We start from the raw sequence: 22,661 nt of genomic DNA on the forward strand, positions 1-22,661 counted from the left end.
TTTACTCAATATTACTCAACACACCATTGATAAACTTATAATGTTCATCATCACTGAATTGTTTTGCTAATTCAACCGCTTCATTGATAATTACTTTTTGTGGCGTTTCACTATTTAGTAATTCATAAGTTGACATTCTTAAAATAATTCGGTCAGATTTCAATAATCTATCTATTGTCCAATCTTTTAAATGTGGTGCAATTTTATTATCTAATACAGATTCATGATCTTTTACGCCTGTAACTAGCCAATTAATAAAATCAAACTCTAAATCAGGATTATCATCTTTAATAAAACTAATTGCTTCATCAATCGTTAAATCACTATTTTTCATTTCTAATTGAAATAGTGTTTGAAAGGCTTGTGTTCTTGATTCTTTTCGACTCATTATAAACTCCTTTTAGCATTGTACGCTTTATGACTAATATAAAATAGAATTTTGTTAATCTCTTGATTATAGAACTCAGTTTTATGACCGCATTAAAGTCAAAGTGCTATATTTAATTTGTAGATACGATATGTGTAATGTGAACATTAATTTGACTTGGTATGATCGTTGTCATCGTAGATATTGAATTGTATATGGCATTTTGTATTTTTCTTGCTGTTTCTGAGATATTAATATCATATGAAAATGAGCAATATACATCAATATGAATACCATCATCTTTAGTATCTACTTTAATACCACGTGCCAATTGTTTTTTTGTAATTTTCTCAACACTTAAGTCCTTTATTTCTTTAAAGTGACCTTCTAAGCCTTTTACTTCTGAGGTTGCTATACTTGCAATAACAGTCAAAACCTCAGGTGCAATTTCTATTTTTCCTAAATTGGAATGTGATGATTCTGTTACTTTGACCATTTCACAAACCTCCTATTTAGTTTATTCATCCATTATGTTATAAGTTTCTAAGAAATTAGTATTAAATTCACCACTTCTAAATATATCGTTATTTAGTAGGCGAATATGAAATGGAATTGTAGTGTCAATGCCTAATACTAAATATTCACCTAACGCTCTCAATCCTGTCATAATTGCTTCATCTCTTGATGGTTCATGAACAATTAATTTTGCTACCATAGAATCATAGTATGGAGGGATTGTATAATTAGTATAACATGCTGATTCAATTCTTACGCCAAAACCACCCGGTGCTAGATATTGTGTGATTTTACCTGGTGAAGGCATAAAGTTTTTATAAGGATTTTCAGCGTTAATTCTAAATTCAATTGCATGTCCTTTGATTTCAATATCTTTTTGTGTGAATGGTAACTTTTCACCCATCGCTACTTTAAGTTGTAGTTTTACTAAATCAATACCAGTTACCATTTCTGTAACTGGATGTTCTACCTGAATACGTGTATTCATTTCCATAAAATAAAATTCATGCGTGTTCAAATCATAAATAAATTCAATTGTTCCAGCGTTTTCATAATTTACAGCTTTTGCTGCTCTTACTGCTGCATTACCCATTTCTTGCCGTTTAGCATCGTTTAAGATTGGTGACGGTGCTTCTTCTACAAGTTTTTGCATACGTCTTTGTATGGTACAATCACGCTCACCTAGATGGATGACATTACCATAACTGTCTCCAATTACTTGTATTTCGATATGTCTAAAGTTTTCAATAAATTTTTCAAGATATAATCCATTGTTACCAAAAGCAGTTGCTGCTTCTTGTTGAGTCATTTTGAAGCCAGTTTCCAATTCTTTTTCATCACGTGCAACACGTATACCTTTGCCACCACCGCCTGCAGTAGCTTTGATAATGACTGGATATCCTATATCTTTTGCAATTTTCTTCGCTTCTTTAATATCTTTAACTAACCCTTCACTTCCAGGAACTACAGGAACCTCAGCGCGTTTCATTTCTTCTTTAGCGACATCTTTGATACCCATTTTTTGTATGGACTCATAACTTGGGCCAATAAATTTAAGTTGACATGCTTCACAAAGTTCAGCAAAATCACCGTTTTCTGCTAGAAAACCATATCCAGGGTGAACCCCATCACATCCTGTTGAAGTCGCGATAGATAAAATATTAGGGATATTTAGGTAAGAATCTTTAGATTGAGTGGGACCGACACAATATGCTTCATCAGCAATTTGAGTATGTAATGCGTCTTTGTCTCCTTCAGAATATATTGCCACAGTTTGTAAACCTAAATCGTGACAGGCTCGAATAATTCTTACAGCAATTTCCCCTCTATTTGCAATTAAAATTTTATTCATTATTTCACCTTAAATAACGGTTGGCCATACTCTACCATTTGACCGTCTTCTACTAGTATTTCAGTAATTTCCCCTGTGACTTCTGCTTGTATTTCATTAAATAATTTCATAGCTTCCAAAATACATACTGTTGATTCGTTTGAAACAGAATCTCCTATTTGAACATATGGACTTTCCTCTGGTGAAGGTGATTTATAAAATGTGCCAACCATTGGTGCATTGATTGTTTTTAAATTGTCATTTTCTTGGGAAGCACTTGTATCATCAGAACTTTGTGTATCAAGTTGATTTGAAACAGCTGGTTGTTGTGGTGCAATCTGTTGCATCGGTTGTTGTGAAACTTGAGGTGTGATAATCTCAGTTTCTTTTTCTTTTTTTAAGTTAACTATATTCCCTTTATCTTCTATATTTATTTCAGTCAAGCTAGATTGATCAAGAATTTCAATTAATTCTTTAATTTCTTTAAAATTCATAAATACTGACTCCTTCAGATTGTTTTCATTTACCTAGTTTATTTTACTTTAGTGAAATGTTCAATTCAAGCATATACATATTTTCTATTATAACTCATTAACTTTTATAGTTAATCAATAATTAACTATAGTTTTGTGTCAAAACGGTTTTCCGTCTTTACGCAAATAATAAAAGCCCTTCCATTTAAAGTAAGTGGAAAGGCTTCTAAAATAATTTGCAAATGCTGTCATCAAGTGGTGAGTGTCACTGATGAATTAAGCTCTTGACACGTAACTTCCATCGCTTGTGTTAATTACTAAAGTATCTCCTTCATTAACAAATAATGGTACATTTAGTGTATAACCTGTTTCAACAGTCGCAGATTTTGTTGCACCAGTAGCAGTATCACCTTTAATACCTGGTTCTGTTTCTGTTACTGTAAGCTCAACGTTTTTTGGCAATTCAATACCTAAAGTTTCATTTTCATAACTTTGAATTTGAACTTCCATATTTGCTTTTAAGAAATTTAATTCATGTTCTAAGTAATCAGCAGGTAATTCAATTTGATCAAATGTTTGGTTATCCATGAAAACGTGTGTATCACCATCGGCGTATAAATATTGCATGCGACGATTTTCAATCATAGCAGTTTCAACTTTTTCTCCGCCTCTAAATGTCTTCTCTTGGATCGCACCTGTTCTTAAGTTACGTAATTTTGAACGTACAAATGCAGCACCTTTTCCTGGTTTTACGTGTTGGAAATCTAAAACTTTCCAAATACCATTATCTACAGAAATTGTTAAACCTGTTTTAAAATCATTAACCGAAATCATTCAGTTTCCTCCTTAATATAAGGTCTTCTATAAAATAATAAGGTCTTTAGACGATTTAGTAAAGCGTTCGCAACCATTTTCGGTAATTAATATATCATCTTCAATACGTACGCCACCAATTCCATCTAAATATATACCGGGTTCAATTGTAACACAATTATTTAATTCTAATGGAGATTCAGATTTTTTAGATAAATTTGGACCTTCATGTACGTCTAATCCTATACCATGCCCTAATGAATGGCCAAAAGCCTCACCGTATCCTTTTTCGGTAATATAATCTCTTGCTACTGCATCAAGTTCTCTACCAGTCATTCCTTGTTTAGCTGCTTCAATTCCTTTTAAATTTGCTTGTAATACAATGTTATATATTTCTTTTAATTGGGCATCTGGTTCGCCAATAGCAAAAGTACGGGTAATATCTGAGGCATATCCATTGTAATAAGCTCCATAATCCAAGGTAATTAATTCTCCTTGATTGATGACTTTATCACTTGCTACACCATGTGGAAGTGCTCCTCTCACTCCAGAAGCAACAATAGTATTAAAAGATGGTCCTTCTGAACCTAATTCGAGCATTTTACTTTCTAATTTTGCTTTTAACTCAAGTTCTGTCATTCCAGCTTTAGCAACTGTTAAAATATACTCATAAGCATCATCAACAATTTGAGCAGCTTTTTGAATATTTGCTATTTCTTGTTCATCCTTGACTTCTCTTATTCTCTCAATTAAACCAGAAATACTTATTAAACTGATATATGATTTACTTAATTGTAAATAAGTATCATAGCTTACTAAATTACCTTCAAAGCCAACATTTTGCACATTTAAGTCTTCTAGTGTGGATTTTATAGATTCTATCAGTTGTCCCTGTTGCTTAATCACTTTAAAACCAGCAGCTTGATCAGTTGCTTGCTCTATGTATCTAAAATCAGTAAGCAATAGTTTTTCGCTATTTGTAATAATCAATGCACCACTGGTTCCAGTAAATCCAGATAAGTATCTTCTATTATAATCAGATAAAACGATAATTGCTTCCAAATGTTTTGTCTTTAGAGCAGATTTTAACTTTTCAATTCTATTCAACAGTAATCACCCTATTCAATAAATTTGTACATTTCCAATATATACATTAAAATGATAGCATAATTAGTGTACAAATTTATAGTTTTTGAATTAGGAGAGAGTTATGAAGAAAAAATTATTCGCTATTTTATGCGCTTCGTGTTTACTCGCCGGATGTGGAAGCCAAAATTTAGGCCCATTAGAAGAGAAAACAACAAAATTACGTGACGAAAATCATAAATTAAAAAGTGATATACAAGACTTAAAACTTGAAATAAAAGAAGAAAAAACAAATATTACTGCATTAGAAAAAGATAAAAATAATATCAAGAATGCGAAAAGTAATAAAAAGAAATTAAATCATATTAAGGCGTCTTCTGAATATTATCAAGATGTCGCAAAAGCAATTGGTGATTATAATGATATTGAAGACGAAGTCTCAAAAAATAAGCAGAGCGAAAAAGTTCAAAATAAATTAACCGATATTACTAATAAAATTGATAGTGCATTTACTACATATAAAAGTAAAATTGATAAAGATAAAATGAATGACGAAGATAAGAAGAAACATAAAAATATTACTAAATTAAACAAGTCATTAGATTCTGCCATGAGTGATATAAGGGATGGTTATAACGAGAAAGATAAGAAAAAACTTAATAAAGGGCAAACTACTTTATCAAAAGTGAGCATAAGCAATGAGTAATGTGACATATAAATAGGAGTGTGTATTTTGAAACAAGCAATATTTTATATCGTAATCGCAATTGCATTAGTTGGTTTAATACTTAACTTAGATGCGTTCTTATTTAGTTTTGTAAGAATGGCTATCAGTTTAGCAATTTTTGCAGGTATCATTTATTTAATTTATTATTTTTTCTTTTTAACAGAAGATCAAAGAAAGTATAAACGTGCCCAAAGAAAATATAGAAAAAGGCATAAAAAATAATAAAAATTAGGTTCTGAATATTTAACATTATTGAATAAATTAAAGCATTTACCCAACAATTAAATTCAAAAATTGTTGGGTAAATGCTTTTTTTATAGCGAATTTAATTATTTTCTATAAGTCCATTCTGATGATTGGTACTTATTAATTAATGCGTCAACTTCTGCGTTTTGCTGAGCAGTCAATTCTAAAGGTTTTAAATTGATATTTAATCCTTTTTTGAATCCACTTTCGAATGCTTGTTCCATTTCATCTAAAGTGATGTAGCGATCAGATATATCATTAATTGCTACTGCTTTATCAACAAAAGCTTGCTTCATTTTCTCTTTCAAACGATCATTTTTAAATATGAACATATCAAATAAATCATCAATATCTATATCTTGTAACAATGAACCATGCTGCAGAATCACACCCTTTTGTCTCATTTGGGCACTACCTGCAATTTTGCGTCCTTCTACGACTAATTCATACCAACTGGAAGCATCAAAACAAACCGCACTTCTTGGTTGTTTTAATTTAGACCGTTCTTCTTTAGTTCGTGGGATAGCAAATGAAGCATTAAAACCTAATGTTTTGAATCCTTCAAGTAGCCCTTCAGAAATGACCCTATATGCTTCTGTAACTGTTTTGGGCATGTTTGGATGTGATTCCGGTACAATAACACTATAAGTTAATTCTTTGTCATGCAAGACACCTCTGCCACCTGTTTGTCTTCTAACAAGGCCATAACCTTTATCTTTCACCTTGTCTATATCAATTTCTTTCGTTAATCTTTGAAAGTAACCAACTGAAAGTGTAGCTGGATCCCATGTATAAAATCTAATTACTGGATCAATTTCACCTCTAGATACAAAATTTAATAACGCTTCATCCATTGCCATATTATAAAATGGATCATTACTACCTGTATTGATAAAATGCCATGTTTCAGTCACAATCAAAACTCCATTCATTAAAATTAAATTGTGATAACATCTAATTTGTGTTATCGTTTTCAATAATTGTACAAAAATGTCAGTTTACGTAATTATCATGATAAAAATATTTTGATAATTTGTGCTAACAGTTTTATAATATATAATATCGGTTAATTAGGGAGGATGCAAGATGAGTAATTTTTGGTTTATAGCTTTAGCAATTTTAATAATAATCATCGCATATATGTTGTTCAATAGATATTTGAACAAAAAAGCGGTAACAGAATTAAACCAAAATGAATTCCATAATGGTTTGCGAAAAGCTCAAGTGATTGATGTAAGAGAAAAAGTAGATTATGATTATGGTCATATTAATGGTGCCCGTAACATCCCAATCACAATGTTTAAGCAAAGATATCAAGGCTTGAGAACAGATCAACCTATCTATCTTTGTGATGCGAATGGTATTGCCAGTTATCGTGCCGCTAGAATCTTAAAAAAGAATGGTTATAAAGATATATTCATGCTTAAAGGCGGATATAAAAAATGGACTGGTAAAATCAAATCAAAAAAATAAATGAATAAGTTAACATTTTAAAATTGGGCTGTTAGTTAAATAACTAGTAGCTCAATTTTTTATATAATTAAAAAATTTAAATTTATGATTTGCTAAATATTATAAATAACCTGTTTTGAATGAATTTAAATACATGGTGAAAGGCAGTGATTTTATAATATTTCCAAGTAAATTCACACAATTAACTTCATAAGATTTATAGAGAATAAAGGGCCAATCCATTTTAATACGGATTAGCCCTTTGTTCTCTATATGAGGTTTATATCAAGTTAATAATTTTTAATTGAATTGAATGCTTCACACATAATTTGATTATCAATTCAAAAAATCCTTTAACATGTCATTTTAAAAATTATTTTTCTGATCTTAAATGCTCAAATTTTAATACTGGTTGACGAGCAGCTTTTGTTTCGTCTAATCGATCAATAATCGTTGTATGAGGTGCTTCTAAAACTTTATCGGGATTTTCTTTTGCTTCATTCGCAATTTCGATCATTGTGTCACAGAAATAATCTAAAGTTTCTTTAGATTCTGTTTCAGTAGGTTCAATCATCATACCCTCTTCTACATTTAATGGGAAATAGATAGTAGGTGGGTGTACACCAAAGTCAAGTAAACGTTTAGCCATATCTAGTGTTCGTACACCATATTCTTTTTGTTTTGAGCCACTTAAAACAAATTCATGTTTACAATATTGTTCATAAGGAATTTCAAAATGTTCTTTTAATCTTGCTTTAATATAGTTTGCATTTAGTACTGCTGCTTCTGAAACTTCTTCAAGTCCTTTATTACCCATAGTTCTAATATATGTGTATGCTCTTAAATAAATACCGAAGTTACCATAAAATGGTTTGACACGTCCGATTGAATGCTCGATATTATTATCGTATTTATACACATCATTTTCTTTAATTACCATTGGTTTTGGTAAGAAACTTGCAAGTTCTTTTTTAACACCAACTGGTCCTGAACCAGGTCCGCCACCACCATGCGGTCCAGTAAATGTCTTGTGTAAATTTAAATGAACAGCATCAAAGCCCATGTCTCCAGGTCTAACTTTGTCCATGATTGCATTTAAGTTGGCACCATCATAATACAATAATCCACCAGCTTCGTGTACAATATTGCGAATATCCATGATGTTTTGTTCAAAAATACCTAGTGTATTTGGATTCGTAAGCATAATTGCAGCTGTGTTTTCGTTGACAAGGCGTTTTAAATCTTCTATATCAACTTCTCCACGTTCATTTGACTTCACTGTAACAGCTTTAAATCCAGCAAATGCCGCTGAAGCAGGGTTTGTACCATGTGCAGAATCAGGAACGATGACTTCGTTACGATGTCCTTCACCATTTTTTTCATGATAAGCTTTAAAAATCATCAGTGCTGTCCATTCTCCATGTGCACCAGCTGCTGGTTGTAAAGTGACTTCATCCATACCAGTTATCTCTTTGAGTTCTTCTTGTAAGCTATGAATAATTTCTAGCGAACCTTGTACTTGAGATTCATCTTGTAGTGGATGTGATTCAGCAAAACCAGGTATTCTAGCTATTTTTTCATTTACTTTTGGATTATATTTCATGGTACATGAACCTAATGGATAAAATCCTGAATCAACACCAAAGTTTTTATTTGATAATTCTGTATAATGACGCACTAAATCTAGTTCTGCCACTTCGGGAAATTCAGCTTTGTTTTTTCTAATAAATTTGTCATCTAATAGCTTGTTAACTGCTCCATTATCAATTTCTTTTTTAGGTAAAGAATACGCGTAACGACCTTCTTTAGAACGTTCAAAAATTAATGGACTAGATTTACTTACTGCCATTTATTTCACCTGCTTTCTTAACAAATGTATCAATTTCATCTTTAGTTCGTAATTCTGTAACTGCAATTAACATATGATTGTCGAAGTTTTCTCCTATTTCACTTAAATCAAATCCGCCTATTATGTCTTCTTGAATTAAAGCATCGTTTACATCTTTAACTGGTTTATCGAATTTTACTACAAATTCATTAAATGATGTGCCATTGCTAACTTCAAATCCTTGTTGCTTAAATTGTTCTTTAGCATAGTTTGCATTCTCAAAATTTTGAACTGCAATGTCGTAAATACCTTGTTTTCCTAAAGCAGACATACAAATTGATGAAGCCAATGCATTTAATGCTTGGTTTGAACATATATTTGATGTTGCTTTATCACGTCTAATATGTTGTTCACGTGCTTGAAGTGTCAACACAAAACCACGGTTTCCATCTTGGTCTTCGGTTTGTCCAACAAGTCTACCAGGTGTTTTTCTCATGAGTTTTTTAGTAGTAGCAAAGAAGCCACAATGTGGACCGCCAAACTGTGTTGGAATACCAAATGGTTGTGTATCTCCAACTACAATATCTGCACCAAAACTACCTGGTGGTGTCAATAACCCTAGTGCGATTGGGTTTGTATAAACAATAAATAATGCTTTTTTATCTTCGATATATGACTGTATTTTCTCTAAATCTTCAATTGAACCATAAAAGTTTGGATATTGGACTGCAACTGCAGCAGTATCATCATCAATAGCATTTTCAAGTTTTTCTAAATCTGTAATTGTGCCATCTAAATCAACTTCAACAACTTCAAATTCTTCACGTGTTTTTACATATGTGTGTAAGACTTGTAATGCTTGATAATGCATGCCTTTTGAAACGACAATTTTATTTTTACGCGTTTGATTAAATGCTAAAATGCAAGCCTCTGCAAAACTTGTCATACCATCGTACATAGATGAGTTTGCAATATCCATATCTGTTAATTCACAAATTAAAGTTTGAAATTCAAAGATAGCTTGTAATTCACCTTGTGAAATTTCAGGTTGATAAGGTGTATATGCAGTATAAAATTCAGAACGCGAAATCATTGCATCTACTACTGCTGGGGCATAATGATCATAAACGCCTGCACCTAAAAACGAAGTATGTGTTTCTTTAGTAATGTTCTTACTAGCAATTTTATTAAGTCTTTTTGTTAATGTGGTTTCAGATTCAGCATCGGGAATAGCTAACTCTCTATTTAATAAAATATCTTTTGGAACATCTCCAAATAATTCGCTGATTGATTCAGCACCAATTGTCTCTAGCATTTCATTTTTATCTTGATCTGTTAATGGAATATAACGATGACTCACGGTAACACCCCTTTAAATTATTTACTGATTTGATTTTTCTTCACAATTTTTGCTTTTGCTTGTCTTTTTCTAATTTGAATAATAATCTCTTTGCCCATTTCAAATGCATCTCTATCAATTATAGCTAAACCAATTGATTTACCAGTTAATGGAGATTGTGTGCCTGAAGTAACTTCTCCAATTTCATTTCCATCGATATCATAAACAGTGTAACCTGTTCTTGGAATTCCTTTATCAATCATTTCTATGCCAACTGTTCTTCTTTTAGAACCGTTTTCTTTTTGATCTTTCAACACTTTTTTACCTATAAAATCGGCATCAATTAATGGTTTAGCAGCAAATGCAATTCCACCTTCATATGGTGTAATTGATTCACTTAAGTCTTGTCCATGAAGTGGTAAACCAGCTTCTAATCTTAATGTATCTCTTGCACCAAGACCACAAGGTTCTACGTCAAATTCTAATATTGAATCCCATAAAAATGGTGTATCATCTGATTTACAATAAATTTCAAATCCATCTTCACCTGTGTAACCAGATTGGGATAATATTACGTTTTTACCAAAGAATTCAACATCTTGTAAGAATTCAAAAGGAGATATTTCTGATATATTCTGTTTCACATGCTTTTGAACAAAATCACGTGCATTTGGACCTTGTATAGCTAATTGGCCATAATCTGTTGATACATTTAAGACTTCAGCATCAAAATTTTCAGATTGTTTTTTCATCCATTCAAAGTCTTTATCTGTGTTTCCAGCATTTACGACTAATAAATATGCTTTTTCACTGAGTTTATAGGTGATTAAATCATCGATGATACCGCCTTGCTCGTTACACAATGCTGTATATTGCGCCTTTGTTGTGTCTAAATTGTCAGTGTCATTTGAAAGCAAGTATTGTACTAATTGATCTGCTTCAGAACCTTTTATTAAAATTTCACCCATGTGACTTACATCAAATAAGCCCATATTAGTTCTTACAGCATTATGTTCTTCTTTAATACTTGAAAATTGAACTGGCATAGCCCAACCACCAAATTCAACAATTTTTGCACCGAGATCCACAAAGTTTTGATAAAGTGGTGTGCGTTTTAATTCATTTACCATTGCTAAACCCCCTATTAATATATTAAAAAAAGACAGAGTAGACTAAGCCTACCCTGTCAATAAATCCAGGAATGCGTCTCAGTATTATCCTTTTGCCTGAGAGTTTCGTTAAACTTGCACCTTCGGCGATGGTTATATAAATGATTAACCATTCTCTCTAATACTGGTCATTCGCTTTCATCGTTTCCAATATTTTTTTATATGTAACTGGAAGCGACTTATTACTATTCACTTTGATGAATGCGATTTCATTATATCTTGAAACTCTAGTTGAATACAAGCTTTTTAATTTAAAAAACGGTTTATTATTCGCATTGGGTCTATTACTATCATTTTTAATTCTATCGTATAGAATTTCTATGTCGCAATCTAACCATATAACATGTTTTTGTTCTTTTAATAAGTTAAATGCATCATTGCCTTCGATGATACCCCCGCCTGTAGCAATGACGTCAAATTGGTTCGCACATTTTTTTAAATACTTAAACTCTAAATTGCGAAATCCTTTTTCACCTAATTGTTCAAAAATTTCTGGTATTGTTTTTCCTTCTTGTTGCACTATAAATTCATCTAAATCTACAAAACTTAATTGATTGTTTTGTGCAATATATTTTCCTAATGTTGTTTTTCCTGTCCCCATAAAACCTATTAAAATCAGTGGTGTGTTAATTTTATTTTTCAAAAATATCTTCCTTTTGTAATTGTAATTTAATTTGTTTATCATAATATGATTCAATGTTATCAAGCGTTTTTATTTGAAGATTAAATTGAGAAGTATATTTTGCTATTAGTGATAAATATAGCATATAAATAACCATCACAAAAGGGTATATATATCCTTTCATATTAGAATTGAACTGCCTTTTCAAAGGAACCCCCTGTATAATACATTTTCAATTTTAATTTTAAATGCTTATTTTTTAGTAATATAAATTGCGCATTTTTTACATTGTTTAATAAGGTAATGTTTCCTGTGTTATTTACAGTTTTAATAATCTTATTATTTTTAAACTCGTACCTTATAATATTTTTCCTTATGTTAAATTTTAAAATACGGCCGCTTTTATCAATTTCAAGTGCTTTTGAATTGTTTTGTAACATTGCTTCAGTTATGTCTCTTGAAAAAAATTCTATATCAATTGATGATTCTAAATTAGATTGATTCTTTGTTGGAACGATTGATTTATATAATAGAGATAGCATAGTAAATATTAATATAGTTATAAATAATGTAAATAATACTTCGATGTAAGTAAAGCTGGAATATTTACTTGTGAAAACATTTTTCATTATTATTATCATTTGTTTTTATGCATAAATTAGAATTAGTTAATTTTATTTTATAACCGTCAATATTTACGCCGTTTATTAAACGCTCACTATCATTATATTTCAAAGCTAATAATATGATTCTTTTCATACTTATGTTTTCAATTTTATCATTAAAAGTATGATTTAGTTCTAAAACCATAGGCAAAAATACACTACACATTATAAGCATGCAAGTAAAAGCGATATATGCATCCATAAGTATACTACCGTTAATGTTTAATTTTTTCATATCTTAATCTTCCTTTTTCAATATGAAATATTAGTTTGAAAATTTCATTATCAACTGAAAGTAAGACACTACCAAATTTATTTATATTACCTTTATTGTTAAATGTTAAATATTTTATATTACTTTTAGGATGTACAAATGTATTTGGTGGAAATAGTATATCTTTGTTTTCAATTGACTGTTCTCTAACTATAATTTTATTTGAATAGTCGTTAAATATAAGTGTTATAGACTTATCATCTTTTATTGCTTTAGATTTTAAATAATTGAGTTGAGTGATTAAATTATTCATAAAATTATTGTTCGCATTATTTTTTTTATCATTAATAGGTATATGATTGACTTGAACAATTAATAAGATACTAATAATAGCCATAACCATTAACATCTCGATATATGTAAATGCTTTACTAGTTTGCAATTAATTCACCATTGTTAATTGTGATAGTAGCACCTGATTTACAATTTTTTTGGTTTTCTTTAATATAGCCATCCGCAATCAATTCATCTATAGATTGTGGTTTTTTATTATGTTTTAAAGTATATGCTTCAACTTGACTTTCAATCATTTTTATTTGGGCATCACAACCTGTACTTTGAATATGTGAAGATTGTTTTGCAATATTGGGTATAATCAATATCAGTAATAAACTGATAATTAAAAGTACGAGGAGCATCTCAATTAAAGTAAAAGCACGTTTATTAAAAAATTGTTTTATTTTATTCATTAAAAGCCTCCAAATCTTATTATTTAATCGTTTGCATTAGATCAAACATAGGTAACATAATCACTAAATATAACGCAATGATTAAGATGCCTAGCATTAAAAATATAGTTGGTTGTATAAATTTAATTAATCGTTGCAGATAGCGTTCAATTTTTGTAAATATAATTTCACTATATAATTTTAATTCTATGTCTAGCTTTCCTATCTTTTCGCCTTCCTCAATAAAGTTAATCAAGCCTTCTTCAAAACAGGAAATCTTTTTTAATATTTCACTTAACTTATAGCCATTTTGTGTACCTGTTGCCAATTTTCTAGCAAGATAAATTAAATATGAGTCATTTTTTTGTTTAGAATAAATATCAACGATTGATTGTAAGTTCACACCATTCTTATAAAACAATGCAAATTCAGTAGAAAGTCTATAAGTTTTATAAAATTTGAAAAAAGTACGTAAAATCGGGATTTTTAATATAATTTTGTACTTTAAGTTAATGGGTAGTTTTTTTGTAGATATATAAAATAAGTAAGAAAAAATTAAGAAGATAAATAAAATAATAAAAAGTGTTCTAGGTAAATATATTAATAAAGATGATAAAATTAATTGTGTTTTTGAAATTTCAACATCAAAGCTATTATAGAGAGATTGAAATTCAGGTATAATAGTATGATTTAAAATGATTAACATACCTATAAAAATTGTAATTAATAGCAAAGGGTATTGAAGTGTTTTTAGTAGTTGTAGCTTTGCTTTGTTATTTCGAATTAAATAGTCTTGGGCATGTGGTAATGTTGATGTGAGTTCACTGAATAACTCTGAAAAATATATTAGCATGATAATAATTTTGGGATATTTTAGTAACAATAATATTTCGTAACATTGTGCGCCTTGATCTAGACGAGTATTAATCTGAGTCACTATTTTTGGTGCTTTTATTGTTAAGTGTTGTAGTAAAAATTTAAATGATGCTGATAATGTGAATCCATGCTGAAGTAAATCATGTAATCTTTGAAGTAATTCAATTTGGTTTTTTTCACTGATAATCATAAATCGAGGTGAACTAAAGATATCTATTAAGTGTTTCTTCACAAATTTCCCCTTCTTTTGCCATTTCATTCAATTTATACGACAAATTTTTGAATGTGCTTGGAAGTGTAAGTTGATTTTCAAAATAAAATGCTATATCTTCTCGAGTTAATTGTTCATAAATTAAAGAACGTTCATCTTTTGAGGTGTTTACTAATCTCTGATTGATAATACTTAATACCGTCTGTCGTAGTTCTTGAATACTTATACCCATTTCTAATAATCTACTCAATGCGCCCTTACAATTATTTGAATGTATCGTTGAAAGTACTAAGTGACCACTTAAACTTGCATGAATAACTTGTTTAGCAATCATAGCATCCCTGATTTCACCAATAAGTATAATATCTGGATCACATCTTAAAATCGCCTTGAATGAATTAGCATAATTAATCCCTGCTTTTTCATTAATAGAAACTTGTGTTATACCTTCAACCAAACGTTCTACAGGGTCTTCTACAGTAATTATATTAACATTTAATTTTTCCTTTGCGTGCACTATCAGTTGATACATTAGCGTACTTTTGCCAGACCCAGTAGGTCCATTAAACAGTATTAAACCTTGTTTTTTATGGACTAGTTTAAATAATTGATTTATACTAAGTGCTTTTGCTGAACTTTGAAAATATTGAGGTATAATTCTCACTACGCAACTTTCAAATCCAAGAGATAAAGGTAAAGTTGAAACTCTTAAATAGTATAATTGTTTAAGTTTGTAAGCGTATCTTCCACTTTGTGCGGTGCTGTGTGTTGATACATCTAAACCTGCTTGATATTTCATATATGTGAGCAACTTCCTATAAATATTGACTTCTATCGTTTCTATAGTGTTTAAATATTCTTTTTTTCTAAATTTAATGTATACCTTTTTGTGGTTTGGAATAAAGTGTACATCTGATACATTTTCCTTAATTGCTTTATCAATGATATTTTTAAAGAGTAACTTCAAAAAAACACCTCCTACAATAATACACGTAGGAGGTGTTAATATTACTTTATGAAATAAAACTAACCATGCAAATATGGATTAAGTTGTTCGTCTTCTATCGTTGTATATGGCCCATGTCCTGGGAATAATGGTAAGTCATCCTCTAATTTGAACAATTTATCTAATATAGAGTCAACCAAAGTTTCATAATCGCCTTTATATAAGTCAGTTCTTCCTATACCTTGATAAAACAAAGTATCTCCAACTACAGCAAAATCATCAAATATAAAAGATAAACTACCAGGGGAATGTCCAGGTGTATGAAGTACTTTAAATTTAAAGCCCTCAATTTCCATAGAGCCTTCATCAATTTTTTGTGGTGATACATGACTAATGACAGGTGTTAATCCATATTGTTTAAACTTTTGTGAACCATTTTTTTCTGTATTAGTTAAAAAATCGAACTCACTAGGATGCATATAAACAGGCACATTAAATTTATCAACGATTTGATCTAAAGCCCCGATATGGTCAAAATGTGCATGTGTTAATAATACTGCAATGACAGGTTTATTAATTTGATTTAATTTTTTTATAATTAATTCATAATCAGCCGCTGGATCTACTAAAATCACATTCTTATCATTTTCAATAAAATAAGTATTCGTTTTAACTAAGCCCAATGCTAAACTAGATATTTGCATTGTTAGTGACCTCCACTATCTAAATGATTTTCAACAGATTTTAGTTTGTCATTCATTTTTCGAGATTTGTCTCTTCGATCGTCAATTCTTATATTAGTACAAACTCTATCAATACCTTTATCAAATGGTAATTCATGGATTGCTTGAACAACTTCAAATAAATCTTGTAAATCTCCCTCAATCAAAGTATTCATTGGTGTCAATTGATAATCAATTTTACCTTGTGCTTTAAATTCTTTTAATTTTGTTTGTATCTCAGCAATATACTTACTAACACTTGGTCCTTCCGTACCCACAGGTATAACTACCACATCTACTATAGCCATTATTTCACACCTTCCTTTTCAATTATATAAGTATAAATTAAACCAGCAGCACCAGTAATGCCCGCATCATTGCCTAGTTTAGCTTGAACGATTTCTGTACCTTGTTGTGCTGGTGTAAAAGTTAGATTATGGTACTCTGTTTTTATATTTTCTATTAATATTAAACCAGCAGTTGACATTCCTCCGCCTAAAACAATATATTTAGGATTACTTGTTACGCTGATAATACTGCACAAATATGCAATATAATTAGCCACGCGTTCTGTAATAAAGATACAGAATTGATCTCCAGCTTTTGCCGCATCAAATACTGCTTTCGCGGTAACTTCATTATCTTTTATTAATTGAAGTATCGAAGATTTAAACGTTAATTTAGGGTAATAAAAATTCACTAAATTGACAACGCCGGTCGCAGAAGCAACGGTTTCAATACAACCTGATTTCCCGCAATTACATTTAAAGCGTTGGTCATGGTCAACTCTAAAATGACCAATTTCAGCACCAGAGCCATTATGACCATGTACAATCTCTCCATTAGAAATAATACCGCCTCCAAGGCCAGTGCCTAATGTAATTGCAACCACATCGTCTGCGCCATGTCCTGCCCCTTTATGCTTTTCACCTAATGCTGCAACATTGGCATCGTTATCAACATAAACTGGACAGTCTACAAATTGTTGGAAAATTTCTCTGACATTAACTGTTTCTTTCCAATATAAGTTAACGGCACCATTCACTTCACCTGTTTCAAAATTCACTGGTCCTGGTATACCTATACCAACACCTAAAACATCTGAAAAAACAAATTCTGAATTATCAACATGTTCAACGAAAGATTCATAAACATTTTTCAAAAGTGCATAACCTGTAACATCTGACGTATCAGTTTTTATAGACCATTTTTCAATTCGTTCTAATTGTTCGTCGAATATACCTAGCTTACAAGTTGTACCACCAATATCTGCTGCTAAGATAATTTTTTTCATGTATTTTATTCATCCTTCTCTTATTTTTAAGGAATGCTAAATTGAATCCTTGTTTCGTCAATAGACGATTTTAACGATTAACGTGTCAACATAGTAGTCTTTTTCCTTAAAATATATTTTTCTCTGTATAAAACATATATATCTATATTAATATTTTTCATTTCATAAATGCAATGATAATGAATATAAAGATACATTATATCAGCACTTGCATGATTGCTGTTATTTAGTTTCAATATTTTATCACTTTATTTTGGTAGATATCTATAATGTCAGTAACTACATTTTCATAAAACTTTCGTAAAATCAGTGTTCATTTTTTCTTTGACTAATCACTAATTTGGACTTAATATAATCATCTTTAGAAATTAAATTATAGGAATATAGTGAATGAAGCTCTTGTTCCATCATTTCATAAATATCATTTTTATCCTTAAAATATATAATAAAACCAAATTTTTTTAAAAGTTGTTGAACATCATAAAAAGTATTAATCTCATGAATCACTGTCATCGCTCAATTCTTTATTTAAATTTATATAATCATTATTTGTTGGATCTAATTTCAAAGCGGACTTAATGTATTTTCTTGCTTTATCTTTGTTATCGATGGATCTATTTGCAACCGCTAGTTGGTAATTTAATAATGCAGAATCTGGGAAGTTTCTTAAACCTCTTTCCCATGTTGCCATACCCTCTGATTTTGAATCAGTTGTCGCATTAATTAGTCCTTTTAGGTAGTATGTTTCATCATCAGCATAACTTTTATTCACCGTATGTTGTACCATATCTTCAGCACTTTTATAATTGCCATTTTTCATTTCTTTTTCAATGATTGTATTATAAATATTATCTTCTTGAATCGTAAAAATCCTAATTTGTGCTGCAATAAATAAAATAATCATTACAATTAGAAAAAACCAGAATTTATTTTGATTAATTCTAAAATAATATCCTATAAGTGTTATCAATAAACCACCAATAAATCCACCAACATGTGCTACAATATTTACATTTTGCATTAGTAATGAAACGCCAATTAGGATGAAAAGAACAATTAGCAATTGACCAATCAACTTTTGGTTAAATTGTTTACCAATATACATAAAAGCGAAAATGGCACCTATCAGACCAAATATAGCACCGCTTGCACCAACGGAGACGGTGTCTGTATTAAAAGATAATGAAGCAAAATTACCAAACAAACCAGAAACAAAATAAATAATTAAAAATCTCCAATGCCCAACGATAGATTCTACTATTTTTCCAAAAATAAATAAACTTAGCATATTCATTAATATATGTTCAAAGTTATAATGTAAAAATATGGATGTAATGAGTCTGTACCATTCTCCGTGGACAACATTAAAATGTACAAGACCCCCAACATCTAAAAGTTTTAAATCAGAAAATCGATTTAACAATAATACCATCGAAAGCCAGATAATAATATTAATTATTATTAATAAATATGTAACTGGTGCAAATTTTAGCATATGTTTTTCAATAGGATTATTATTTAATGCTCTTTGTTTATAAAAACCTTTTGTATGGTTCGCATCGCGATTAAACACAAACTTCACAAAAAAGTTGGTCATTATTTGATCTATATGCTCTTTTTGACGTAAAATTTTTACTTTGAATTTAACTGATTTTAGCTCATCTAAATTTTCATTTGTAAATGTTTTATCGGTATATATATATAAATTATAATTATGGGGTTTAAAACCTAAAAATGTAATTATATCTTCTTCATGGTCTTGGATTCTACTTTTATCAAATCTTACTTCTTGTGTAGAATTAGCACCAAATTTAAATATTGCAATGGATTGCTTTCTTTTATTTGCAAGCCAAACTTCAGTATCATCTTGATTACGATGCACAACTTGATAATTTAAATATTTTATCCAAGTATAAATTGACTTCCAAAAATGCTTTTCTGTAATCATTTTTCCCTCCATTAATTTGTAGTCGCTATAATTAGTTTTTGCACTGGTTGATCATGTGCTTCTATTTCAAAATCATTTATTTGAAAGTCATAAATTAAACTTATTGTTGGCTGCTGATGTTGTGATAAAAATTTATCAAAATAGCCGCCACCATAGCCGATTCTATAACCTTTATTATTAAATACTACACCAGGCACGATCAATAGGTCTAAATCATTTGTTATTTCTGTGTCACTTGTAACATAATTAATTCCTTTATCATCAGGTGCAATATTTGATAAATTATCTAACTCCTTAAATGACATTGTTTTATTTTTATAATTAGTTTCTGGTACAAATACTTTTTTATCATCATTTAATATTTTCGAAATGATGGGATATGTATCTACTTCATGTTGCATTGAGAGGACAACTCCAATACGATATGCCGATTTATATTCAGGTGTATTCATTAATTGTTGTGTTAAGTATTGATCAGCAGATAATTTTTGATCTTGATCCGAAAATTGTTTCATTTTATTTATGGTTTCTTTTCTTAACTTATGTTTACTCATATATGACACCTTCCCATTTTATATCCTCTTTTATTATAACGATAATAATATATTATGTCATCAAACTGTCATTTCAATATTTTTAATAAAAAAATAACCAGATTCTAAAATTAGAATCTGGTTAAAAATTTAATTATTTTGTTTCACGGTGCAATGTATGTTTGTTATCACGAGCACAGTGTTTTTTCATTTCGATACGTTCAGGATTAGTACGTTTATTTTTTGTTGTGATGTAGTTTCTTTCCCCACATTCTGTGCAAGCTAGTGTTACGTTTACGCGCATGCTAATTCCTCCTTACCTTTTCAAAATACGACTTATTTATCATACCATTTAGTTATAAAATTGAAAAGTATTATTTTTCATATATACCATACCCATAGGTTTTTAACTTAAAAATGAGTTATATGAATTTTATTTTTTATCTTTTTCCTTAAAATAATAGTTAATGATGTCTCTACCTAAGTCACCACCATTAAGCCAAGGTTCTGGTACAGGTTGATTTGTATATACAATTGAAAATGCTAATTTCGGATTATCACTTGGTGCATAACCTACGTAAGTTGAATTTACTTTTGGTTTGCCGTCCTGGAATACTTCTGCTGTACCAGTTTTACCAGCTGAAGGCACAACAGTATCATTGAAACTTTGATAACCTGTACCTTCTTTTTCATTATATGCCATTTTGAAACCTTCTTGCACTTGCTTAACTTGATCTGATGTATTGTTAACTTTATTTAATACGTCGCCTTTTACTTTTTGTTTCACGGGTCCTAATGAATCTTTATTTGTTGCTTTTCTGATTTCTAAACCAATATGTGGTTGAATTCTATAACCACTGTTCGCAATCGTGGAAGCATATTGTGATAACTGTAACGGTGAATAAGTGTCATATTGTCCAATTGCCAAATCTAAATAATTACCTGGATTATCTGTTAGCGGTTCTATTTGTCCGCCAGTCTCATTTGGTAAATCGATACCTGTTTTAACACCTAAACCAACTTGATTTAGTCCTTTTCGTAATTTTTGACCTGCTTCTGAGATATCAGTTGGTAGTGACATGTTTGGCGCGTATGGTGAACCTGCAATTTTTAATGCTGTTTTAAACATATATACGTTTGATGAATGCATTAAAGCTTCTTTATCATCTATAGTTACTTTACCGTCTTGGTTAAAGTATGAACGTTTAGAAAGACCACCAGAAAATTTCAATGGTTCATCAACCATTTTTTCGCCCACATTAATTGCATTGTTTTGATAACCAGCAAGTAATGTTCCGCCTTTAACAGACGATCCAACAGCGTATTGTGATGTGAAAGTTCCGATATCATAATCGGTTAAATCACCATTTTTATCAATTTGTTTACCAGCCATTGCTAAAATATCGCCATTATTCGGATTTTGAACAACCACTAAAGCATTGTCCATATCTTTAGCACCTTCACTACGTAATTTGCTTATTTGTTTTTCTAAATATTCTTCAGTTTTCTTTTGCAAATCAATATCAATACTTAAAACAAGATCATCTCCGCGTGACCCCTTATGAATCACTTGTGAGTCAATAACTTCTCCCGATTTATCTGTTGTATATTTCATTTCTTTCTTTTTACCTTTGAGAATATCATCATACTGATATTCCAAATAAGATTTTCCTACACGATCATTTCTTGAATAACCTTTTGACAAATATTGTTCTGTTAATTCTTTTGGAATACCTTCTTGTGTCGTAGAGACATCACCAAAAATACCACGTAATGTATCATCATATGGATACTTTCGATCCCAGTCCATTGTTGTATTAACCCCTGGTAAATCAGAAAGTTTTTGTGACACTGCAGCATATTCTTCATCAGTAACATCTTCATTTTTAATCATTTGAGGATCTAATGCAGAACCTGACATCATCTCTCTAAATATCGCTAATACTTGTAAATCTTTGTCTGAAAATGAATCAAATTGTTGCTTTCCAATTTTTTTATGTAACGTTTCATCATATTGTTCTTGAGAAATACTCCCATCATCTAACAATGCTTGTTCTTTTTTCATTAATTTGTCTGCTTGATTAGGGTGTTTCAAAATCCAAAAATCTTGTTTATCTCGATCTGTGATTTTATCGGTATCCATTTTTATAAGTTTCGATAAATTAGTAGCTATTTTTAAAACTTCTGATTGAGAAGTTTTTCTTCCCCGAGAAAAAGTGATGGCTTTTTTTGATGCATTATCTACTAGAACTTTACCATTTCTATCGAGAATTCTTCCTCTCGGAACAGCTTCATTAACAGTTAAATTCTCACTATTTTTAATTAATTGTTTATAATGAGAGCCTTGTGCAATTTGCAAATAACCTAATCGTAAGACAATTATTGCAAAAATAAATACAATTAGACCAAACACAAAGCTTATTCTTTTATTCATCGTATTTCTTATTTTCTCATCGTTTGATTTTTCCTTTAATCTTTTTAGCAAAACAACATACCTCTATTCAAAAGTGATCACTTTAAATGATATATGAAATTGATACAGATTTCTATTATTTT

General features: G+C 30.2%; 28 protein-coding genes and 1 riboswitch. Of the genes, 3 read left to right on the forward strand and 25 right to left on the reverse strand.

Translation table 11 applies throughout. The features are described from left to right. Nucleotide 1: 1 nt before the first annotated feature. From nusB to KA883_RS01390, 6 genes are all read right to left on the reverse strand, one after another. Nucleotides 2–388, reverse strand: a complete 387-nt coding sequence (nusB, locus tag KA883_RS01365) for a transcription antitermination factor NusB (RefSeq protein WP_046208188.1) — start codon at nt 386–388, stop codon at nt 2–4. A gap of 112 nt (nt 389–500) precedes the next feature. Continuing rightward, nucleotides 501–863, reverse strand: a complete 363-nt coding sequence (locus KA883_RS01370; protein ID WP_046208187.1) for an Asp23/Gls24 family envelope stress response protein — start codon at nt 861–863, stop codon at nt 501–503. Between the two features lie 21 nt (nt 864–884). Beyond that, on the reverse strand, nt 885–2,234 hold the full coding sequence (gene accC / locus KA883_RS01375) for an acetyl-CoA carboxylase biotin carboxylase subunit (protein ID WP_210139823.1): 1,350 nt from the start codon (nt 2,232–2,234) through the stop codon (nt 885–887). Further along, the gene (gene accB, locus KA883_RS01380) at nt 2,234–2,707 is read right to left on the reverse strand and encodes an acetyl-CoA carboxylase biotin carboxyl carrier protein (RefSeq protein ID WP_046208185.1); all 474 of its coding nucleotides are present in this window, start codon (nt 2,705–2,707) and stop codon (nt 2,234–2,236) included. Before accB ends, accC begins: the two co-directional genes overlap by 1 nt. A gap of 255 nt (nt 2,708–2,962) precedes the next feature. Next, nucleotides 2,963–3,520: an elongation factor P gene (gene efp / locus KA883_RS01385; protein WP_046208184.1), complete on the reverse strand. Its 558-nt coding sequence runs from the start codon at nt 3,518–3,520 to the stop codon at nt 2,963–2,965. A gap of 27 nt (nt 3,521–3,547) precedes the next feature. Further along, nucleotides 3,548–4,606: a M24 family metallopeptidase gene (locus KA883_RS01390; RefSeq protein WP_046208183.1), complete on the reverse strand. Its 1,059-nt coding sequence runs from the start codon at nt 4,604–4,606 to the stop codon at nt 3,548–3,550. A gap of 103 nt (nt 4,607–4,709) precedes the next feature. Here KA883_RS01390 and KA883_RS01395 point away from each other — a divergent pair, with 103 nt between their 5' ends. Next, on the forward strand, nt 4,710–5,291 hold the full coding sequence (locus tag KA883_RS01395) for a hypothetical protein (RefSeq protein ID WP_046208182.1): 582 nt from the start codon (nt 4,710–4,712) through the stop codon (nt 5,289–5,291). A 27-nt stretch (nt 5,292–5,318) separates the two neighbouring features. After that, nucleotides 5,319–5,534 (forward strand): SA1362 family protein, encoded by a 216-nt coding sequence (locus tag KA883_RS01400; protein WP_046208181.1) that lies wholly within the window; start codon nt 5,319–5,321, stop codon nt 5,532–5,534. 107 nt (nt 5,535–5,641) lie between these two features. Here the strand turns inward: KA883_RS01400 and KA883_RS01405 are convergent, their stop codons facing one another. Further along, a complete protein-coding gene (locus KA883_RS01405; RefSeq protein ID WP_046208180.1) occupies nt 5,642–6,472 on the reverse strand; it encodes a lipoate--protein ligase family protein in 831 nt (276 codons plus the stop codon). 172 nt (nt 6,473–6,644) lie between these two features. Here KA883_RS01405 and KA883_RS01410 point away from each other — a divergent pair, with 172 nt between their 5' ends. Beyond that, nucleotides 6,645–7,031: a rhodanese-like domain-containing protein gene (locus KA883_RS01410; RefSeq protein ID WP_046208179.1), complete on the forward strand. Its 387-nt coding sequence runs from the start codon at nt 6,645–6,647 to the stop codon at nt 7,029–7,031. 352 nt (nt 7,032–7,383) lie between these two features. Here the strand turns inward: KA883_RS01410 and gcvPB are convergent, their stop codons facing one another. The 18 genes from gcvPB to KA883_RS01500 form a co-directional block, all read right to left on the reverse strand. After that, nucleotides 7,384–8,859: an aminomethyl-transferring glycine dehydrogenase subunit GcvPB gene (gene gcvPB / locus KA883_RS01415; RefSeq protein WP_046208178.1), complete on the reverse strand. Its 1,476-nt coding sequence runs from the start codon at nt 8,857–8,859 to the stop codon at nt 7,384–7,386. Next, entirely contained in the window at nt 8,846–10,198 is a 1,353-nt protein-coding gene (gene gcvPA, locus KA883_RS01420) for an aminomethyl-transferring glycine dehydrogenase subunit GcvPA (protein ID WP_046208177.1), read from the reverse strand. The genes gcvPB and gcvPA overlap by 14 nt, the downstream gene beginning before the upstream one ends. Before the next feature lie 17 nt (nt 10,199–10,215). Further along, nucleotides 10,216–11,307 carry a glycine cleavage system aminomethyltransferase GcvT gene (gcvT, locus tag KA883_RS01425; RefSeq protein ID WP_046208176.1) on the reverse strand — a complete coding sequence of 364 codons (1,092 nt, stop codon included), beginning with the start codon at nt 11,305–11,307 and terminating at the stop codon, nt 10,216–10,218. A gap of 74 nt (nt 11,308–11,381) precedes the next feature. Continuing rightward, nucleotides 11,382–11,478: riboswitch (glycine riboswitch) on the reverse strand. Then, complete coding sequence (locus KA883_RS01430; protein ID WP_046208175.1) at nt 11,465–11,989, reverse strand: shikimate kinase; 525 nt, start codon at nt 11,987–11,989, stop codon at nt 11,465–11,467. Its footprint overlaps the riboswitch before it by 14 nt. A 164-nt stretch (nt 11,990–12,153) precedes the next feature. Beyond that, nucleotides 12,154–12,609 (reverse strand): competence type IV pilus minor pilin ComGF, encoded by a 456-nt coding sequence (locus KA883_RS01435; protein WP_348634414.1) that lies wholly within the window; start codon nt 12,607–12,609, stop codon nt 12,154–12,156. Further along, the gene (locus tag KA883_RS01440; RefSeq protein ID WP_210139825.1) at nt 12,575–12,868 is read right to left on the reverse strand and encodes a hypothetical protein; all 294 of its coding nucleotides are present in this window, start codon (nt 12,866–12,868) and stop codon (nt 12,575–12,577) included. The genes KA883_RS01435 and KA883_RS01440 overlap by 35 nt, the downstream gene beginning before the upstream one ends. Further along, nucleotides 12,849–13,289: a competence type IV pilus minor pilin ComGD gene (comGD, locus tag KA883_RS01445; RefSeq protein WP_052722073.1), complete on the reverse strand. Its 441-nt coding sequence runs from the start codon at nt 13,287–13,289 to the stop codon at nt 12,849–12,851. The genes KA883_RS01440 and comGD overlap by 20 nt, the downstream gene beginning before the upstream one ends. After that, on the reverse strand, nt 13,279–13,596 hold the full coding sequence (gene comGC / locus KA883_RS01450; RefSeq protein WP_245337582.1) for a competence type IV pilus major pilin ComGC: 318 nt from the start codon (nt 13,594–13,596) through the stop codon (nt 13,279–13,281). Before comGC ends, comGD begins: the two co-directional genes overlap by 11 nt. Before the next feature lie 19 nt (nt 13,597–13,615). Continuing rightward, entirely contained in the window at nt 13,616–14,683 is a 1,068-nt protein-coding gene (gene comGB, locus KA883_RS01455; RefSeq protein ID WP_070039361.1) for a competence type IV pilus assembly protein ComGB, read from the reverse strand. Beyond that, nucleotides 14,655–15,629 (reverse strand): competence type IV pilus ATPase ComGA, encoded by a 975-nt coding sequence (comGA, locus tag KA883_RS01460; protein WP_210139826.1) that lies wholly within the window; start codon nt 15,627–15,629, stop codon nt 14,655–14,657. The genes comGB and comGA overlap by 29 nt, the downstream gene beginning before the upstream one ends. Nucleotides 15,630–15,688: 59 nt before the next feature. Next, nucleotides 15,689–16,312, reverse strand: coding sequence for an MBL fold metallo-hydrolase (locus tag KA883_RS01465; protein ID WP_046208168.1), 624 nt, complete (start codon nt 16,310–16,312; stop codon nt 15,689–15,691). A gap of 2 nt (nt 16,313–16,314) precedes the next feature. Further along, nucleotides 16,315–16,638, reverse strand: coding sequence for an MTH1187 family thiamine-binding protein (locus tag KA883_RS01470; protein ID WP_046208167.1), 324 nt, complete (start codon nt 16,636–16,638; stop codon nt 16,315–16,317). Next, nucleotides 16,638–17,624, reverse strand: a complete 987-nt coding sequence (locus KA883_RS01475; RefSeq protein ID WP_070039362.1) for a glucokinase — start codon at nt 17,622–17,624, stop codon at nt 16,638–16,640. Before KA883_RS01475 ends, KA883_RS01470 begins: the two co-directional genes overlap by 1 nt. A gap of 306 nt (nt 17,625–17,930) precedes the next feature. Continuing rightward, nucleotides 17,931–18,137, reverse strand: a complete 207-nt coding sequence (locus KA883_RS01480) for a YqgQ family protein (protein ID WP_046208165.1) — start codon at nt 18,135–18,137, stop codon at nt 17,931–17,933. Beyond that, a complete protein-coding gene (locus tag KA883_RS01485) occupies nt 18,121–19,572 on the reverse strand; it encodes a rhomboid family intramembrane serine protease (protein WP_046208164.1) in 1,452 nt (483 codons plus the stop codon). Before KA883_RS01485 ends, KA883_RS01480 begins: the two co-directional genes overlap by 17 nt. A gap of 11 nt (nt 19,573–19,583) precedes the next feature. Next, a complete protein-coding gene (locus tag KA883_RS01490) occupies nt 19,584–20,126 on the reverse strand; it encodes a 5-formyltetrahydrofolate cyclo-ligase (protein WP_064208905.1) in 543 nt (180 codons plus the stop codon). A gap of 133 nt (nt 20,127–20,259) precedes the next feature. Then, the gene (gene rpmG, locus KA883_RS01495) at nt 20,260–20,409 is read right to left on the reverse strand and encodes a 50S ribosomal protein L33 (RefSeq protein ID WP_019469354.1); all 150 of its coding nucleotides are present in this window, start codon (nt 20,407–20,409) and stop codon (nt 20,260–20,262) included. Nucleotides 20,410–20,538: 129 nt separating this feature from the next. Continuing rightward, a complete protein-coding gene (locus KA883_RS01500) occupies nt 20,539–22,590 on the reverse strand; it encodes a peptidoglycan D,D-transpeptidase FtsI family protein (RefSeq protein WP_046208162.1) in 2,052 nt (683 codons plus the stop codon). Nucleotides 22,591–22,661 lie beyond the last annotated feature (71 nt).

Origin of the sequence: Staphylococcus sp. GDY8P54P (assembly GCF_017892645.1) — a bacterium.
Lineage (GTDB): Bacteria > Bacillota > Bacilli > Staphylococcales > Staphylococcaceae > Staphylococcus > Staphylococcus ureilyticus.

Coding starts and splice junctions, on each gene's coding strand:
- nusB (WP_046208188.1), bottom strand. CDS start 388: ATGAGTCGAAAAGAATCAAGAACACAAGCCTTTCAAACACTATTTCAA.
- KA883_RS01370 (WP_046208187.1), bottom strand. CDS start 863: ATGGTCAAAGTAACAGAATCATCACATTCCAATTTAGGAAAAATAGAA.
- accC (WP_210139823.1), bottom strand. CDS start 2,234: ATGAATAAAATTTTAATTGCAAATAGAGGGGAAATTGCTGTAAGAATT.
- accB (WP_046208185.1), bottom strand. CDS start 2,707: ATGAATTTTAAAGAAATTAAAGAATTAATTGAAATTCTTGATCAATCT.
- efp (WP_046208184.1), bottom strand. CDS start 3,520: ATGATTTCGGTTAATGATTTTAAAACAGGTTTAACAATTTCTGTAGAT.
- KA883_RS01395 (WP_046208182.1), top strand. CDS start 4,710: ATGAAGAAAAAATTATTCGCTATTTTATGCGCTTCGTGTTTACTCGCC.
- KA883_RS01410 (WP_046208179.1), top strand. CDS start 6,645: ATGAGTAATTTTTGGTTTATAGCTTTAGCAATTTTAATAATAATCATC.
- gcvPB (WP_046208178.1), bottom strand. CDS start 8,859: ATGGCAGTAAGTAAATCTAGTCCATTAATTTTTGAACGTTCTAAAGAA.
- gcvT (WP_046208176.1), bottom strand. CDS start 11,307: ATGGTAAATGAATTAAAACGCACACCACTTTATCAAAACTTTGTGGAT.
- KA883_RS01435 (WP_348634414.1), bottom strand. CDS start 12,609: ATGATAATAATAATGAAAAATGTTTTCACAAGTAAATATTCCAGCTTT.
- KA883_RS01440 (WP_210139825.1), bottom strand. CDS start 12,868: ATGAAAAAATTAAACATTAACGGTAGTATACTTATGGATGCATATATC.
- comGC (WP_245337582.1), bottom strand. CDS start 13,596: ATGAATAAAATAAAACAATTTTTTAATAAACGTGCTTTTACTTTAATT.
- KA883_RS01465 (WP_046208168.1), bottom strand. CDS start 16,312: ATGCAAATATCTAGTTTAGCATTGGGCTTAGTTAAAACGAATACTTAT.
- KA883_RS01470 (WP_046208167.1), bottom strand. CDS start 16,638: ATGGCTATAGTAGATGTGGTAGTTATACCTGTGGGTACGGAAGGACCA.
- KA883_RS01475 (WP_070039362.1), bottom strand. CDS start 17,624: ATGAAAAAAATTATCTTAGCAGCAGATATTGGTGGTACAACTTGTAAG.
- KA883_RS01480 (WP_046208165.1), bottom strand. CDS start 18,137: ATGACAGTGATTCATGAGATTAATACTTTTTATGATGTTCAACAACTT.
- KA883_RS01485 (WP_046208164.1), bottom strand. CDS start 19,572: ATGATTACAGAAAAGCATTTTTGGAAGTCAATTTATACTTGGATAAAA.
- KA883_RS01490 (WP_064208905.1), bottom strand. CDS start 20,126: ATGAGTAAACATAAGTTAAGAAAAGAAACCATAAATAAAATGAAACAA.
- rpmG (WP_019469354.1), bottom strand. CDS start 20,409: ATGCGCGTAAACGTAACACTAGCTTGCACAGAATGTGGGGAAAGAAAC.